Genomic DNA, 15,691 nt, shown 5'->3' with positions numbered 1-15,691 from the left:
CTGGTATCAGTTTGGTATCAGATGTGGAGTACACTCGGGCGGCTGCCCAGGTACCGCCGGGACGATTGACATGGACTCCAAACAGAGCGCGTTTACTGCCTTGACCAAACGGGCCCCGGTGATCTCCGACGGGCGCGTGCTACTGGATGCCGGTTTGTTGAAAGGGTTGCGCAAACAGCACGGCCTGAGCCAGGAAACCCTGGCCGAGGCCTGCCTGAACCGCCATCTGTGTGTGTCCATTGCCTCCATCAAGCGTGCTGAAACGGGCAAACCGGTGCTCTATCGGACGGCCCGGCACCTGGCGACGGCGTTCCAGATCGATGTCGGGGCGTTGCTGGGGCATTCGGTCTCCAGCGCCCTGGTGGAAATCGAGCAGTCGATTGCCGAACTGCACGAGACGGCATGGGCAATGCAGACGTTGCGGCCGATCGATGACGATGTGATCCGCTATGTGCTGGAACTGAGCTTTGAAACCGATGTGCTGGGAGCCGTCATCGACCCGCAGCAACGGGCGTCTCCGGGGGCGGAGATCGAGCGGCTGATTCGCCAGTTCGGCGGTGTGCCGGTGGTGTCTCCGGCTGATGTCGTGACTGCCCGGTTTGGTGCCCCGCAGGCGTATCGCAGCGACAGTGAACGCGCGTTGCTCTGTGCGCTGGCGTTGAGTCGCGAACAGTTCGTCAGGCCTGGCCACGGGATTGTGCTGCAACTGGTTCGCCAGGAGGGCGAGGCTGCGGCGGTAGACGAGGCGTTGCGCCAGTTGCTCGGCCACAAGCGTGTCGACCGGCATGGCAATGCCCCGGTCCATGTCGCCCAGGGGTTGGTGGAGCAGCTTCGCGCACGGTTCGAGTTCTCCGCGACCGGGGAAGCGTTTCCCGCTTATAGCCAATGCTTGCGCCTGCGTCATCTTGACGAAAACGCCCCGCGCCCGTTGGTGGGGCGGGCCGTCGAAGTGCTGCAGTTCAAGGGGGTGATCGAGGCCACCCAGGCGTACCAGGACGGCCATGTGGTTTATGTGCGTGGCATGGCCGGTATCGGCAAGACCCGCCTGGTCACCGAGTTCTTCGAGATGGCCCGGCAAGGTGGTTTTGCCTGTCATCACAGCGATGTACTGGATTTCGGCATGGACAGCGCCTTGTGGCCCCTGGGGCAATTGGCGCGCAGCCTGCTTGGCCTGGGTAAGCAGCCCCAGGCCGGAGCGTTGGAGCTGGAAAGCGCATTGCTGCGCTTGAAACTGGCAGACGAACACGCGATGTTCCTGCGGGTGCTGATGGCGGCGTATCGGGCCGACGAGCCCCTCAAGTCTTCACTATCGCAGTATGCGGCAATGAGCAACGAGGTGCGGACCCAGGGCTTGTTCTCGGCCCTCTTGCAGTTGTTGCTGCGGGTGGCGGTGCAGCAGCCATTGTTGATCTGCATCGAGGATCTGCACTGGGCGGATAGTGCGCTGTGCACCTTGCTGGGCAAACTGCTCGATGCGACTGACGAAGCACCGGTAGTCTGGTTGCTGACCTCGCGGCATGAGGGCGACCCGTTGGAAAGTGCGCTGCGCCCGTATTGCACCAATCCCATGAGCCTGCTTGATATCGCGCCGATCCGGGCGCGCGAAGCCAGTGTCCTGGCGGATCAGTTTATCGGCGTCGATCCAGCCTACAGGGCCGACTGCGTCAAGCGTGCCCAGGGCAATCCGCTGTACCTGACGCAACTGCTGGCGAGTCGCGAGGGGGTGTTCCCGGACAGCCTGCGTCATCTGATCCAGACGCGTTTCGACCGGCTGCTGCCCGAGCAACGGCGTGCCCTGCGTTATGCCGCAATCTTCGGCAACCGCTGTGAGTTGGCGCTCTGGCGCGAGGCCCTGGGGCAGCCCGACTATCTTCCGAGCGCGGACATGCGCCAGGGCCTGCTGCGGGAAGCCGAGCCGGGCCGTTATCTGTTCGTCCATGACCTGGTCATGCACTGCCTTTACGATGCGATGCCGGATGCCGTGCGCGAACAGTTGCACCGTGAGGTGGCGAACCTGTACCGCGAGCGTGACCGAAGCCTGTATGCCCAGCACCTGTTGCGGGCCAAGGATCCGGCGGCCTTCGATGCCTTGCTGATGGCCATGGCCGAGAAACTGCAGGCCTGCCAGTACGACAGCGTGCTTGCGTTGGGCGAGCAGAGTGAGTGTTTCGTCGAGCGCGCGGCAGGCAGTTTTACCTTGGCACTGTGTTGTGGCCAGGCCCATTCGGGCCTGGGGCAAACGGCCCGGGCGCGGGACTGTTTCCAGCGCGCGCTGCTGCTGGCCGAGTCGGCACAGGAGCGTATCGAGGCGGCGCTGGGGCTGGCGCCGATCCTCAATACGCTGGATTGCCTGGAGGACGAGGAGCGGCTGATCGAGTCGATACTGCCCATCGCCCGCGATTTGCAGGCGAACACGGCTCTGGCCCGCTTGTATCAGCTGCGCGGCGATATCTACTTTCCACGGGGGGACTACGCCGAATGCCGACGCCTGCATGAGACATCGCTGTCCTTTTCGCGTATCGCGGCGAACCTCGAAACCGAAGCCAAGGCCCTGAGTGGCATTGGTGACTCCTACTATGCCCAGGGGCGGATGCAAACCGCCTATGAGGTCTTCGACCAATGCGTGCGCTTGTGTGAACGACACGGGTTGGCGCATGTCGAGGCGGGCAGCCGCAGTGCCCGTGGCTCGACGCACCTTTATCTGGGCCAGCCGGCGCTGGCTTTGCGTGACGCCATGGACGCGGTGGTTTGCAGTCGCCAGATCGGTAACCGGCGCGCGGAGGTCTTTTCCCGACTGACCGCCGCCTGGGTGCTGGTGGCTACGGGGCAGGACGAGCCGGCCGGGCAGGAACTGGCGGATGCCCTGGGATTGGCCCGTGGCATTGGTGCCAGTCGTTTCGAGGCGATTCTGCTGGAGGGCTTGGCTCGTGTCGCCTTGCGCCGGAATGAACGCGAGCGGGCGCAGGCACTGATCCTGGACGCCGTCGGTCTGGTGGAGCGTTTCGCGTTGCAGCGTTACATCGGCCCCTGGATCTACGGCAGCCTGGCCTTGATCGTCGACGACGCGCAACTGAGTCGCCAGGCTCTGGTGCGGGGCGAAGCCTTGCTCACTCAAGACTGCCTGGCGCACAACGCCCTGCGTTTCAGGGTGGCGGCGGCGGAGGCTGGCCTGCTCTGTGGCGATTTCGCGCCAGCGGACCGGCATGCCCGGGGCCTGCTGGCCGTCGCCCAGTCGGCGCCCTGTGCCTGGGTCAGTCATCATGTGCGCTTGATCGAGGTGGCCGGGCAATGGCTGCAGCGCTGCGATGACTCAAGTGCGCAGGCCTTGAAGGCATTGCAGCGCGAATCGGCGCGGCTTGGATTCGTGGCGACGATGCCGCGTTTGATGCAAGGCCTGAACCTTCCGGATTAGGGGTGTCTGTTGATCGGCGGGTTTCAGGCGTTCCAGCTCTGCCGATATTCCAGCAAGAAATCCACAAACGCCTTCAAGCGCAGCGGCACATGCCGCCCGTGTGGATAGAGCAGGCTGAACGGCCGAGAACGTCCGGCAAAGGGCTTGAGCACTTCCACCAGGGAACCCTCAGCCAGCTCCTTCTCGACAATGAAGCGATAAGTCTGGAACAGCCCGGCACCGTGCTTCGCCAGGGTCACTCCGCCCAGTACATCGTCGGAGCAACAGTAGCTGCTCTCGGCCAGCAGCTCCCGTTCCTTGTCCTCGGCATCCTTGAACAGCCAGGCAATCCGGCGCCCGCTGCTGGGCAGTTCGAACTGGATGCACTCGTGTTGTTGCAGGTCTTCCAGCGTCTGTGGTGTACCGGCTCGTTGCAGGTACTGCGGCGTGGCGATCACTACCAGCGCCGCGTCTTCCAGGTGCCGGGCAATCAGCCCCGAGTCGGGCAGCACCCGCACCCGGATCGCCAGGTCGTAGCCTTCTTCGACGAAGTCGATATTGCGGTTGCTGATATGCACTTCGACCTTCACCGCCGGATAGCATGCGCGAAAGGCCGGCAGCAGCGGCAGGATGCGGTGGTGGGCGTAGGTGGTCGGGATGCTGATGCGCAAGGTGCCGGCCGGCTCCTGCTGTTTGCCCATGACTTCGCGCTGTGCTTCGGTCAGTTGGGTCAGGGCCTGGCGGCATTGCTCGAAGTAGCTGCGGCCGCCCTCGGTCAGGCGCACGCTGCGGGTGGTGCGGGTGAACAGGCGTACGCCGAGGCGCTCTTCCATGCGTGAGATCGAGCGACTCACCGCCGCCGGCGTAACCCCGGCCACCTGCGCGGCGGCGGTGAAACTGCCGGCCTCGGCCGCCAGGCAAAACAGCTCGATGCTGCCGAGCATGAGGTCGTCGAACTGTCGTCGCATGATTGATTACACTGGGGGATCAAATGAGGTACGGGAATCCGTATTTATCAAATGAGTTTGGGGTAATAGAGTGAGTTCCACCAGCGTGTCGGTAAATCTTCTTTCAACCACTGGAGCACAGCATGCCTTTTGTCAGCGTTCGTATTACCCGTGAGGGCGTGACCCGCGAGCAGAAAGCCCAGGTCATCGCCGAAATCACCGAGACCCTGCAACGAGTCCTCGGCAAACCGCCGGAGTTGACCCATATCGTGATCGAGGAAGTGGATACCGATAATTGGGGGCATGCTGGCCTGACTGTCACGGAACACCGCAAGTCCAGGGAGTGAATACGCTCCCCTTGTAGGCGCCAGCTTGCTGGCGATGCAGGCGCCGCGGTGTTTCAGACGCCACCGCGTTATCGTTCATCGCCAGCAAGCTGGCTCCACAGGAAGCGTATTTCAACCTGAGGTCTATAGGCGCAGGGCTTGCCCGCGAAGCTTTTGGCGATCTTGAGGGCCTCTTCGCTGGCGAGCCATGCTCCTACAAGGGATGGGGTTTCACGGTGAGTCTCGTGGTGTCAGCGCTGGCCTCAGTGCCCGGCTACCACCCGTGCCGAACCTTCGGCAGGCTCCGCATATACCGGCCCCAGTCGATCCAGCCGACCGCTCCAGGCCGTCAGTGCCAGGGCCAGCAGCACCACCAGGCCGCCAATCCAGGTGGTATGGATCAGCCCCAGGTTGGCGACGATCAAGCCACCGGCCCAGGCGCCACCGGCAATGCCGAGGTTGAAGGCGGCGATGTTCAGGCCCGAGGCCACATCCACCGCCTGCGGCGTGTGATGCTCGGCTTGGCGTACCACATAGATCTGCAGGCCCGGCACGTTGCCGAAGGCCACCGCGCCCCAGGCCAATACGGTCAACAGGACCAGCCATGGATTGCCGGCGGTGAAGCCCAGCACGAACAACACGACCGCCAGCAACAGGAAGATCAGTTTCAGCGCACCGATGGGGCCGCGTTTGTCCGCCAGTTTCCCGCCCCAGATATTCCCCACCGCCACCGAGACGCCGTAGACCAGCAGCACCAGGCTGACGGTGCCGGGCTGAAAGCCGGAGATGTCCTGAAGGATCGGCGCCAGGAAGGTGAACGCGATAAAGGTGCCGCCATAGCCGGCCGCGGTCATTGCGTACACCAGCAGCAGGCGCGGTTGTTTCAACACTTGCAGTTGTTGCAGCAGCGACGCCGGTTTGTTGTGCGCGATGTTCTTCGGCACATAGACCAGGCTGCCAATAAAGGCGATCACACCCAGGGCGGACACGGCGAGAAAGGTTTCACGCCAACCGAAGTGCTGGCCGATAAAGGTCCCCAGCGGTACGCCGGTAACCAGGGCCACGGTCAGGCCGGTGAACATGATGGCAATCGCACTGGCGGCTTTTTCCTTCGGCACCAGGCTGGTGGCGATGGTTGAGCCGATGGAGAAGAACACTCCATGGGCCAGGCCGGTGACGATCCGCGCGAGGATCAGCGATTCGTAGCTCGGCGCTTGCCAGGCCAGCAGGTTGCCGAGGGTGAACAGCACCATCAGCGACAGCAGCAGGAGCTTGCGCGGGACCTTGCCGGTGAGGGCGGTCAGCACCGGGGCGCCGATGGCGACACCCAGGGCATAGAGGCTGACCAGCAGGCCGGCGGAAGGCAGGTCGACCCCCAGGTCGGCGCCGATGGTGGGTAACAGGCCAACGATGACGAACTCGGTCGTCCCGATGGCAAAGGCGCTGAGGGTCAGCGCCAGCAAGGCAATGGGCATGGCTGCAACTCCGGTAGGTTTGATCAGGAGCGCAGTGTCGTCGTTTCACTTGTGCGGAAAAATACAGGTAATGGCACAACATATTTGACTTGAGAGCAAAGATCGGTGCCGCCACGAAACCCTGGGAGCGCGCGTACGCCGTATGGGCCGGACATGACAGCATTTCGGTGGTAGAACACTGATCTGTGGGAGCCGGCTTGCCGGCGATGAGGCCCGTGAGTCTTGCGGCGATCTTGCGGACGTCATCACCGGCATGCCGGCTCCTATATGGGTTGTGTGGTGGTTTCAGAGACGGTATCGGGTCAGTTTCTTGCGGACTTCGGCCGCTGCCGCCTGATCCAGTTCGAGCCAATACAACTGCTGGCCGGCGATCTCCGCCGCCGCCGGGACGCCATCGCGATATACCAGGCGATTCCCCGCCAGCGCCGCTACCTTGCTCCCCGGCAGCAAGGTTCCCGCCAGGTTCAGCGGGTCTGCGCCGCACACTGCGACCAGGCTGCCATCCGCCGGGCGCCGGCGCACTTCGCGCAACAACGGAATCGCCTCCGGCAAGGCAAACTGCTCGCCGGCCAAGCCGCTGATAAAACGTCCGCCGCGAATCTCGCCACGGGCTTCCAGCCGATGAAAGGTGCGCAGCAATTCCCGCCAGCTCGGCAACCAGTCCGCCTCACGCTCCAGCACGCGCCAGAACACTACGCCGTAACGGCGCAACAAGGTCATGGCGATATGTTCCAGGGTTTCAGCGGGCACCTGGCCGCCTGTCGGCACGGCCTCCGCTGAACGGCGCAGCAAGGCCCAGCGCCCGGCGTCGTCCATCCCGCCGACAAAGGCTCCACGCCCACGCCGGGAACCGCGGGCCTGGCGTTTGCTGGCCGGAGTGATCAGTGCCCGCAGGCCGGCAAAGCTGTCGGCATTCACCCACCCGGCGCCGACCAGCTCCTGCAAGGCGGTTTCCAGTTCGGTGGGCAGCAGATGGGCCTCGTGCAGCAACTCATCGAAAAACAGCGCGCCTTGTTGTGTCAGCGCGGCATGGACCTTCTGTGTACGGGGTGACAACTCTGCCACCGCCGTCTGTTCCGCCAGGCTGCTCCACAGTGCGACCTGGCCCCGGGGCAGCAACACCACCGGCGTGCTGCGTGAGGCCGCGTTGGTGCTTTTGCCTCGGGCACTGAGGCGGGCCCAGACCAGCTTGCCCGAGCGACACAATTCATCGAGCCAGGTCGGCGAATACTCTTTGAGGCGCGCGGCCAGCACATCGCTGTCCCAGGCCCCGGCGGCCACCGGGTAGCCTTCGAACTGGCTGACGATCATCGCCAGGGCGGCGCTGCCCTGGCCCTGGCAGGCGGGGGAAAGGTGCTGCCAGTCAAACAGAAAGCGCATGAAGTCCTGCACCGCCACCGGCTCGATTTCCCGCCGCAGGCGCTTGACCGTGTAACGGTGGATGCGCGCCAGCAGGTGACGTTCGCACCACTGTTCCCGAGGCGTCCCCGGGCTGAACTGACCGCGCAGCACATAACCTTCGCTTTCCAGCTTCGCCAGGGCCTGGGCCAGTGTGGCGTTGGACAGCGCCAGGGGCTCGGCGATCTCGGCCAGCGTCAGCGGGGCAAAACCACTGAGACGGGCGCGGACCACTTCAACGGCGGCTTCGTCAGCTTCCCAGGGTTGGTCGAAACCCGCTGGTGCTTGCAAGAGCGGGTGCAGCACGGCCTGTGGATAAAGTGCTTGCAGGGAGGTCAGGCGCTCCAGGGCGGTCCACAACGTGTGCGATGCATCGACTTGCAAACGGGTGGCGCGACCTTTTCCCGCGAGTGCCTCAAGCCAGGCCGGCCACGAAGGATTGGCCTGGGCCTCGGCGTCGCTGATCGCGGCCAGGCTCATCAACGCCTCATGCATTTCATCCTCGCCGTTGGGCGCGGGCCAGGCTTCCGCGGCCACGGCCTGGATGGCCTCGGCATCCAGCGCGCCGAGGTCGTCGGTGCTGCTCGAATCGCTCCAGCGGCGGTTCAGCACGGCCTGGGTGCGACGCTCCTCCAGCGGCGCATCGTCGAGAAAAGTGTACGGCCGGGCGCTGAGGATTTCCGCCGCCAGGGGCGAGGGCGCCGGCAGGTCGCGGGCGATCAGCCGCACGTCGCCGGCTTCCATGCGGCGCAGCAGGGTCAGCCAGCCTTCACAATCCATGGCCTCATGCAGGCAATCGTCGAGGGTCTGCTCCACCAGCGGGTGGTCGGGAATCTCGCGCTCGCCGGCAAGGTTTTCCAGGCAGGCGATCTGGTCCGGGAACACGCAGGCGGTCAGGTCTTCGCTTTTCATCCGCTGGATCTGCGGCGCCACCTTGCGCCCGCCGACAAAACGCGGCAGCGCCAGCGCGACCCCGGCATTCCAGCGCCAGCGCACGCCGAACAACGGGGCGTCGAGCACGGCCTGGATCAGGATGGGTTCGGCCGTGCGGCTGTTGATGTAACGCCAGACTTCGTCCAGGGCAAAGCTGTGGCTGCTGGACAGCGACAGCACAATGGCGTCTTCGCTGGCGGCGGCCTGCAATTCGAAGTTGAAGGTGCGGCAGAAACGCTTGCGCAGGGCCAGGCCCCAGGCGCGGTTGATCCGGCTGCCGAACAGCGTGTGGATCACCAACTGGGTACCGCCGGATTCGTCGAAGAAGCGCTCCATGATCAGGGTGTCCTGCGAGGGCAGGGCGCCCAGGCATTGTCGCGCGCGGGCCAGGTACTCGACGATCTGCTCGGCGCTGGCCGGGTCCAGGCCGAGGATCTGGCGCAGCCAGTCGAGGCTTGGCTGCAAGTCTCCCGGCGTCGCGCCCAGCAGCGCATCCAGGTGGGCATGCAGGCGCGCCACGGCAAAGGACAGCTCGGCGCTGCGCCCCGGTGCCTCGCCGAGCCAGAACGGAATGCTCGGCGGCTGGCCGTGGGCATCCTCGACCCGTACCTTGCCGGTTTCGACCCGCAGGATGCGATAGGAACTGTTGCCCAGCTGGAACACATCGCCGGCGATGCTTTCCACCGCGAAGTCCTCATGCACCGTGCCGATATTCAGGGCCTGGGGTTCGAGCAGCACGCTGTAGTCGGCGTTGTCCGGGATGGTCCCGCCGCTGGTGAGGGCGGTCAGTTGGCTGCCGCGGCGGCCGCGCAGGCTGTTGCTCAGGGCGTCGCGATGGATATAGGCGCTGCGCAGGCCCTGGCGACTGTTGAAACCTTCGGCGAGCATCCGCAACAACGCCTGGTAGTGGGCCTCGTCCAGTTCGGCATAGGGGGCGGCCCGACGGATCAGCTCCAGCAGCGGCTGCTCCTGCCATTCCCGGCAACTGACCTCGGCGACGATCTGCTGGGCCAGCACATCCAGCGGTGCGCGGGGGATCAGCAGGGTATCCAGTTCGCCCCGGCGCACGCAGTCGAGCAGGGCGGCGCATTCGATCAATTCGTCCCGTGAGGTGGCGAACAGCCGGCCCTTGGGCGTACCGCCGACCTGATGACCGGAGCGCCCGACCCGTTGCAGAAAGGCCGCGATGGAGCGCGGCGAGCCGATCTGGCAGACCAACTCGACTTCGCCGATATCTATACCCAGTTCCAGCGAGGCAGTGGCGATCAGTACCTGCAGTTCACCGCGCTTGAGCCGTTGCTCGGCATCCAGGCGCTGCTCCTTGGCCAGGCTGCCGTGGTGGGCGGCCACCGCCTCTTTGCCCAGGCGCTCGCTCAAGTGCCGGGCCAGGCGTTCGGCCAGGCGCCGGGTGTTGACGAAAACCAGCGTGGTGCGGTGCTGCCGGGCGAGTTCGGCGAGGCGTTCGTAGACCAGTTCCCAGACATCGTTGGCCATCACCGCCGTCAGCGGCACGGGGGGCACCTCAAGGCCCAGGTCGCGGGGGCGGGCGTGGCCGATATCGATGATTTCGCAGTTGCGCCCGCTGCCCACCAGAAAGCGCGACACCGCATCGATGGGCTTTTGCGTGGCCGACAGGCCGATGCGCAACAACGACTCGCCACACAATGCCTGCAAACGTTCCAGGCTCAGGGCCAGGTGGCTGCCGCGCTTGCTGGCGGCGATGGCGTGGATCTCGTCAACGATCACCGTACGCACGGTGCCCAGCATGCGTCGGCCAGAGTCGGAACCGAGCAGCACGTAGAGCGATTCCGGCGTGGTCACCAGGATATGCGGGGCGGTCTTGCGCAGGCGCGTGCGTTCGTTCTGCGGGGTGTCGCCGGTGCGTACCGCGGTGCTGATGGATAACGGTGGCAGGCCCAGAAGTTCGAGCTGTGCGGTGATACCCGCCAGTGGCTCCTGCAGGTTGATGCGGATATCGTTGGACAGCGCCTTGAGCGGCGAGACATAGACGATCAGGGTGGCATCCGGCAGTGCGCCGCCCTGGGCCAGGCCCTGGTGGACCAGGTCGTCGATCACCGCGAGAAAGGCCGTCAGGGTCTTGCCGGAGCCGGTGGGCGCGGCGATCAGCGTCGAACGGCGCTGGCGGATCAACGGCCAGGCACGGGCCTGGGCGGCGGTCACGTCGGGGAAGGTATTGCGAAACCAGGCGCTGACGGCCGGGTGGAACCCTGCCAGGGCGTCGTGGACTGATTCAGGGAGATTCATGGGTTTATTTATGCGGTCGCACGGCCCAAGTTGCAAGTAGTGAGGGACTTGAGCCTGTCTCCGTCATGTGGCGAGCGGGCTTGCCCGCGCTAGGTCGCGAAGCGGCCCCAAACCGGTCATCCAGGTCTAACAGATAGGCCGCGATGGCCGATTTTGCGACTGCTTCGCAGCCGAACGGGGGCAAGCCCCCTCGCCACAACGGTACCTCCAGGCACTTTATCCGTGACGGTTGCGCGCAAAACCCGCAAAATGCAAGGATTCTGGCTATTGCCAGCGGTTGAGCCACAAGCTTTGCCGCTAACCACCATCGTTCTGAACAGACCTGGGCCTGCTGACTCTATGCGAATGCGCCTTATGTTACTGGGCGGCGGAAATGCCCTTGGGCAGGCGCTGATTCGCCTGGGTGCGGAGGAAGATATCGGTTTCCTCGCTCCCCGTCCGCCACAAGACGGCTGGGACGCCGCGAGCCTCACGCAACTGCTCGACGACACCCGTCCGGATGCGTTGATCAACCTTGCCTTCTACTTCGACTGGTTCCAGGCGGAGACGGTCGGCGAGGCGCGCCTGGCCGACCAGGAGCGTGCGGTCGAGCGCCTGGCCGAACTCTGCCAGCATCACAACATCATCCTCCTGCAACCTTCCAGCTACCGGGTGTTCGACGGCTCGCGGGCTACCGCCTACAGCGAAAAAGACGAGCCCGTGCCCCTGGGCCTGCGCGGCCAGGCACTGTGGCGGATCGAACAGAGCGTGCGCGCCACCTGTCCGCAGCATGTGTTACTGCGTTTCGGCTGGTTGCTCGATGACAGCACCGAGGGCACCCTCGGGCGTTTCCTGGCCCGGGCCGAGAAACCCGACGAGCTGCTGATGGCCGATGACCGGCGCGGCAACCCGACTCCGGTGGATGACGCCGCGCGGGTGATCATTTCGGTGCTCAAGCAACTCGATTGCGCCGCGCCGCTGTGGGGGACCTACCACTACGCCGGCCACGAGGCGACCACGCCGCTGGCCCTGGGCCAGGCGATTCTCACCGAAGCCCGGCAGTTGCACCCGCTGGCCATCGAGGCGCCGACCGCCCAGGCCCATGCCGCGCGCCCGGATGCCGCGGAAGAGCCGCAGCACGCGGTGCTGGCCTGCAAGAAGATTCTCCATACCTTCGGTATCAAGCCGCGAGCCTGGCGCGCGGCGTTGCCGGCACTACTCGACAGGTTCTATCGTCATGGCTGATGCCCCCATTCTGATCACCGGAGGTGCCGGGTTCATCGGTTCGAACCTGGCCGAGGCGTTGTTGGCGCAAGGTTACTCGCTGCGTATCCTCGATGATCTGTCCAGCGGCAAGCGCAGCAATCTGGCCCTGGACAATCCCCGGGTCGAACTGATCGAGGGCGATGTTGCCGATGCCGCCCTGGTGGCGCAGGTGATGCGCGGTTGCCAGGCAGTGGTGCACCTGGCGGCGGTGGCCTCGGTGCAGGCGTCGGTGGAGGACCCGGTGCGGACCCACCAGAGCAACTTCATCGGTACGCTGAACGTCTGCGAGGCCATGCGCCAGACGGGCGTCAAGCGGGTGTTGTTCGCCTCCAGCGCGGCGGTCTACGGCAATAACGGCGAAGGCGAGTCCATCGTCGAAGACACCGCCAAGGCCCCGCTGACGCCCTATGCCTCGGACAAGCTGGCCAGCGAGCAGTATCTGGACTTCTATCGCCGCCAGCATGGCCTGGAGCCGGTGATCTTCCGTTTCTTCAATGTCTTCGGGCCGCGCCAGGATCCGTCCTCGCCGTATTCCGGGGTGATCAGTATTTTCTGCGAGCGGGCCTTGAAGGGCTTGCCGATCACCATCTTCGGCGATGGCGAGCAGACCCGGGACTTCATCTACGTCGGCGATCTGGTGCAGATCCTGGTGCAGGCTCTCAAGGTGCCGCGGGTGCAGGAGGGCGCGGTCAACGTTGGCCTGAACCGGGCGACGACGCTCAAGCAGATGCTGGCGGCGCTGGGCGAAGTGGTCGGCGCGCTGCCGCCGCTGAGCTACGAGCCGGCACGCCCCGGCGATATCCGCCATTCGCGGGCGAACAACCAGCGGATGCTCGAGCGCTTCGCATTGCCTGAACCGACGCCCATGAGTGTCGGATTGGCGCGTTTGCTGGGGCGCTGAAGTCGAGCGTCCAAAATGAAAAAAGGCGCCTGATCAAGGCGCCTTTTTTCATGGGGTGATGGAACGCTGGTATCGCGTTCTTGTGGCAAGTCCGTTCGCCACAGGCTGTGATTCGGCTTAGAACTTGTAGCCGATACCGACCATGTAGACCCATGGATCGACCTTCACATCCACCTTGGTCTGGCCTACGCCCAAGGCGGTCGGGCCGTCGATGGTGGCCTTGGTGTCGATGTCGATATACCAGACCGAGGCGTTGAGCAGCATGCGGTCGGTGAGCATGTAGTCGAAGCCCAATTGCCCGGCCAGGCCCACCGAGTTCTGTAGCTTCATGTTGCTGAAGCCTTCATCCTTGCGCTTGCTGGTCAGGTCTTCACCAAAGAACATGGTGTAGTTGATGCCGATACCAGCGTAAGGCTGGAATTTCGAGCTGGCTTCCATCGGGTAGTACTGCAGCGACAGGGTCGGTGGCAGTTGCTTGATATCCCCCAGCTTGCCATCCAGTGCCGGGCCGAGGCCCTTGACGGCGACTTCGTGGTGGAAAGGTGTCGCGGCCAGCAGTTCCAGGCCGATATGGTCGGTGAACATGTAGGCGAAGGCCAGGCCCAGTTGGGTGTCACTGTCTACCGTGGCTTTGGTGCCGGAAACTTTTGCGCCGTCGAGTTTCAGGTCGCCGCTGCTGTCGTTCGGTGCGACGGTGGCGGTACCGGCGCGGACGATGAAATCACCCGCCTGGTGGGCGTGGGCAAGGGGCGCTGCGAGAGCGAGCGCAATGAGAGAGGCGCTGAGCAGGGACTTGTGCATTGGGGGGGCTCCAAAGGACGGTTCAAATTCATTGGGTCCAATGGTAAAGAGCGAGCCGGGTCGGCTTTTGACTCAGCTCAATGAAAAGCAGGGCCAATCTTTGACCTGGCTCAATGAAAGGCCAATGGCCGGGCTGGAGCGGGAACTTTTGTGTTGTTCCCGGCGACCTCTTCGCAGGCAGCCACCGCCGGGCGACGGGGTTTACTCCGGCAACTCGTACACGTAGATCTTCTGCGCCGCCATGCTGTACCCGGCATCCGCCAGATCGCTGGTGCTCTGCTTGACCTGCATGTCACCCTCGATCCAGTACGGCTGGTACAACTCGTCGACCTTGACCCCCAGCTCGCTGGTCACATGCACGATCTGGTTCGATGGCGGCGGCGGCACGTGAATGCAGGCGCCGAAATACGGCACCAGCAGAAACTCCGTGGTTCGCCCTTCCTCGCTGACTTCCAGCGGTACGATATACCCCGGCAGGCGCACATGCTGGCCGTCGAGTGCCTTGACCACTGGAGCATCGGGCAGCGACTGCCTGGCCGCCGGCGCTGACTCGAGGTCCGTGCTGCCGAGTTTCGACAGATCATGCAGCGGTGTCATCTGCGGGACTTCCGGCGGTGCATCGGCTGGAATCATGTCCTGCCAGGCCAATTCCCTGGGTTTGTCAGCGGCCCACAGCGGCGTGGCCGTCACCACGGACAGCGCCAGTAACGCAGCGCCCAGGACTCTATTCTTCATCGCAACACTCATAAACGGATGGACAGGCCGTCGGCCAGGGATTGTCGATAGGCGCGCCAGGCCGGCACGCTGCCCATCAACAGGGCGGCGACGAGGATACCGCCGAGCAGCGTCCATTCATATTCGCTTGGCCAGGACAACGGCAGGTACAGCCCGTAGTTCGACTGCACATAACCCTGGGCCAGGGCGATACACAGATACAACAGGCCAACCCCGGCCACCACCCCGGACAGCGCCAGGGCAAAGGCTTCGAGGATCAGCAAACTGGCGATATGCCAAGGCCGCGCGCCCACCGAGCGCAGGATCGCCATTTCCCGACGGCGTTCGTTGAGGCTGGTGAGGATCGCCGTGAGCATGCCGATCAAACCGGTCAGGACCACGAACAGCGAGACCACGAACAGCGCCTTTTCCGCCGTGCCCATCAGGCTCCACAGCTCCTGCAAGGCCACGCCCGGGAGGATTGCCAGCATCGGCTCGCCACGGAACTCGTTGATCTCGCGTTGCAGGGCGAAGGTCGAGACCTTGTTGTTCAGGCCGAGCATGAAGGCGGTGATGGCTTGCGGCGTCAGGTCCATATTGCGCGCCTGGTCGGCGCTGATGCGCCCGGCCCCGTGGGCCGGCACGCCATCGTGCCAGTCGATGTGGATCGCCTCCATGCCGCCGAGGCTGATATGCAGCGTGCGGTCTACCGGAGTGCCGGTGCGCTTGAGGATGCCGACCACGGTGAAGGGCTTGTCGTCATGCTTGACCAGGCTGATGGCGGCCACGCCATGGGCCAGCACCAGCTTGTCGCCGAGCTTGTAGTGCAGTGCTTCGGCCACTTCGGCGCCGAGCACCACCTCGAACGGATCGGTGGCGAACGGGCGACCCTCGGCCAGTTGCAGGTTCTGCTGGTGGCCGTACTGGTAATGCTCGAAATAGGCCTCGTTGGTACCCAGTACCCGGTAGCCGCGATGGGAGTCGCCGAGGGACATCGGGATCGCCCACTTCACTTTCGGGTTGCTGGCGAAGTGCTCGAAGCTGTCCCAGCGGATGTTGTTGGTGGCGTTGCCGATGCGAAACACCGAGTACAGCAGCAGGTTCACCGAGCCCGAGCGGGCGCCGACGATCAGGTCGGTGCCGCTGATGGTGCTGGCGAAGCTGGCGCGGGCTTCGGTGCGCACGCGTTCCACGGCCAGCAGCAGGCAGACCGACAGGGCGATGGCGAAGGCCGTGAGCAGGGCGGTGAAGCGGCGGTTGGCCAGGCTGGCCAGGGCCAGACGAAACAGATACAT

General features: G+C 64.5%; 10 protein-coding genes. 4 read left to right on the top strand and 6 right to left on the bottom strand.

The genetic code is table 11. The annotated features are described in order from the left end of the window. The first annotated feature begins 70 nt into the window (after window positions 1-70). Complete coding sequence (locus M5B96_RS27575; protein WP_248800125.1) at window positions 71-3,412, top strand: ATP-binding protein; 3,342 nt, start codon at window positions 71-73, stop codon at window positions 3,410-3,412. 23 nt (window positions 3,413-3,435) lie between these two features. Here M5B96_RS27575 and M5B96_RS27570 read toward each other — a convergent pair whose 3' ends face one another. After that, window positions 3,436-4,359, bottom strand: coding sequence for a LysR family transcriptional regulator (locus M5B96_RS27570; RefSeq protein WP_248800124.1), 924 nt, complete (start codon window positions 4,357-4,359; stop codon window positions 3,436-3,438). 122 nt (window positions 4,360-4,481) lie between these two features. Between M5B96_RS27570 and M5B96_RS27565 the strand changes: the two genes are divergently transcribed. Next, window positions 4,482-4,685, top strand: a complete 204-nt coding sequence (locus M5B96_RS27565) for a tautomerase family protein (RefSeq protein ID WP_248800123.1) — start codon at window positions 4,482-4,484, stop codon at window positions 4,683-4,685. A gap of 242 nt (window positions 4,686-4,927) precedes the next feature. Here M5B96_RS27565 and M5B96_RS27560 read toward each other — a convergent pair whose 3' ends face one another. After that, complete coding sequence (locus M5B96_RS27560) at window positions 4,928-6,139, bottom strand: MFS transporter (RefSeq protein ID WP_248800122.1); 1,212 nt, start codon at window positions 6,137-6,139, stop codon at window positions 4,928-4,930. A 285-nt stretch (window positions 6,140-6,424) separates the two neighbouring features. Further along, window positions 6,425-10,735, bottom strand: a complete 4,311-nt coding sequence (locus M5B96_RS27555) for a DEAD/DEAH box helicase (RefSeq protein WP_248800121.1) — start codon at window positions 10,733-10,735, stop codon at window positions 6,425-6,427. A 339-nt stretch (window positions 10,736-11,074) separates the two neighbouring features. Between M5B96_RS27555 and M5B96_RS27550 the strand changes: the two genes are divergently transcribed. Both M5B96_RS27550 and M5B96_RS27545 read left to right on the top strand, forming a co-directional pair. After that, the gene (locus M5B96_RS27550; RefSeq protein ID WP_248800120.1) at window positions 11,075-11,959 is read left to right on the top strand and encodes a sugar nucleotide-binding protein; all 885 of its coding nucleotides are present in this window, start codon (window positions 11,075-11,077) and stop codon (window positions 11,957-11,959) included. After that, on the top strand, window positions 11,952-12,881 hold the full coding sequence (locus M5B96_RS27545; protein ID WP_248800119.1) for an NAD-dependent epimerase/dehydratase family protein: 930 nt from the start codon (window positions 11,952-11,954) through the stop codon (window positions 12,879-12,881). The genes M5B96_RS27550 and M5B96_RS27545 overlap by 8 nt, the downstream gene beginning before the upstream one ends. Window positions 12,882-12,998: 117 nt before the next feature. Here M5B96_RS27545 and M5B96_RS27540 read toward each other — a convergent pair whose 3' ends face one another. The 3 genes from M5B96_RS27540 to M5B96_RS27530 all read right to left on the bottom strand — a co-directional run bounded on the left by M5B96_RS27540 (window position 12,999) and on the right by M5B96_RS27530 (window position 15,691). Then, window positions 12,999-13,682: an OmpW/AlkL family protein gene (locus M5B96_RS27540; protein WP_248800118.1), complete on the bottom strand. Its 684-nt coding sequence runs from the start codon at window positions 13,680-13,682 to the stop codon at window positions 12,999-13,001. 201 nt (window positions 13,683-13,883) lie between these two features. Next, entirely contained in the window at window positions 13,884-14,417 is a 534-nt protein-coding gene (locus tag M5B96_RS27535; RefSeq protein ID WP_248800117.1) for a DUF3299 domain-containing protein, read from the bottom strand. Window positions 14,418-14,425: 8 nt separating this feature from the next. After that, window positions 14,426-15,691, bottom strand: coding sequence for an ABC transporter permease (locus M5B96_RS27530; protein ID WP_248800116.1), 1,266 nt, complete (start codon window positions 15,689-15,691; stop codon window positions 14,426-14,428).

The organism is Pseudomonas sp. MWU13-2105 (assembly GCF_023242315.1).
Taxonomy (GTDB): Bacteria; Pseudomonadota; Gammaproteobacteria; order Pseudomonadales; family Pseudomonadaceae; genus Aquipseudomonas.
This window is presented reverse-complemented; position numbering and strand designations above follow the sequence as displayed.

Bases quoted from the DNA above. Each gene is read 5' to 3' on its own strand.
- M5B96_RS27575 (WP_248800125.1), top strand. From the start codon at position 71: ATGGACTCCAAACAGAGCGCGTTTACTGCCTTGACCAAACGGGCCCCG.
- M5B96_RS27570 (WP_248800124.1), bottom strand. From the start codon at position 4,359: ATGCGACGACAGTTCGACGACCTCATGCTCGGCAGCATCGAGCTGTTT.
- M5B96_RS27565 (WP_248800123.1), top strand. From the start codon at position 4,482: ATGCCTTTTGTCAGCGTTCGTATTACCCGTGAGGGCGTGACCCGCGAG.
- M5B96_RS27560 (WP_248800122.1), bottom strand. From the start codon at position 6,139: ATGCCCATTGCCTTGCTGGCGCTGACCCTCAGCGCCTTTGCCATCGGG.
- M5B96_RS27555 (WP_248800121.1), bottom strand. From the start codon at position 10,735: ATGAATCTCCCTGAATCAGTCCACGACGCCCTGGCAGGGTTCCACCCG.
- M5B96_RS27550 (WP_248800120.1), top strand. From the start codon at position 11,075: ATGCGAATGCGCCTTATGTTACTGGGCGGCGGAAATGCCCTTGGGCAG.
- M5B96_RS27545 (WP_248800119.1), top strand. From the start codon at position 11,952: ATGGCTGATGCCCCCATTCTGATCACCGGAGGTGCCGGGTTCATCGGT.
- M5B96_RS27540 (WP_248800118.1), bottom strand. From the start codon at position 13,682: ATGCACAAGTCCCTGCTCAGCGCCTCTCTCATTGCGCTCGCTCTCGCA.
- M5B96_RS27535 (WP_248800117.1), bottom strand. From the start codon at position 14,417: ATGAAGAATAGAGTCCTGGGCGCTGCGTTACTGGCGCTGTCCGTGGTG.
- M5B96_RS27530 (WP_248800116.1), bottom strand. From the start codon at position 15,691: ATGTATCTGTTTCGTCTGGCCCTGGCCAGCCTGGCCAACCGCCGCTTC.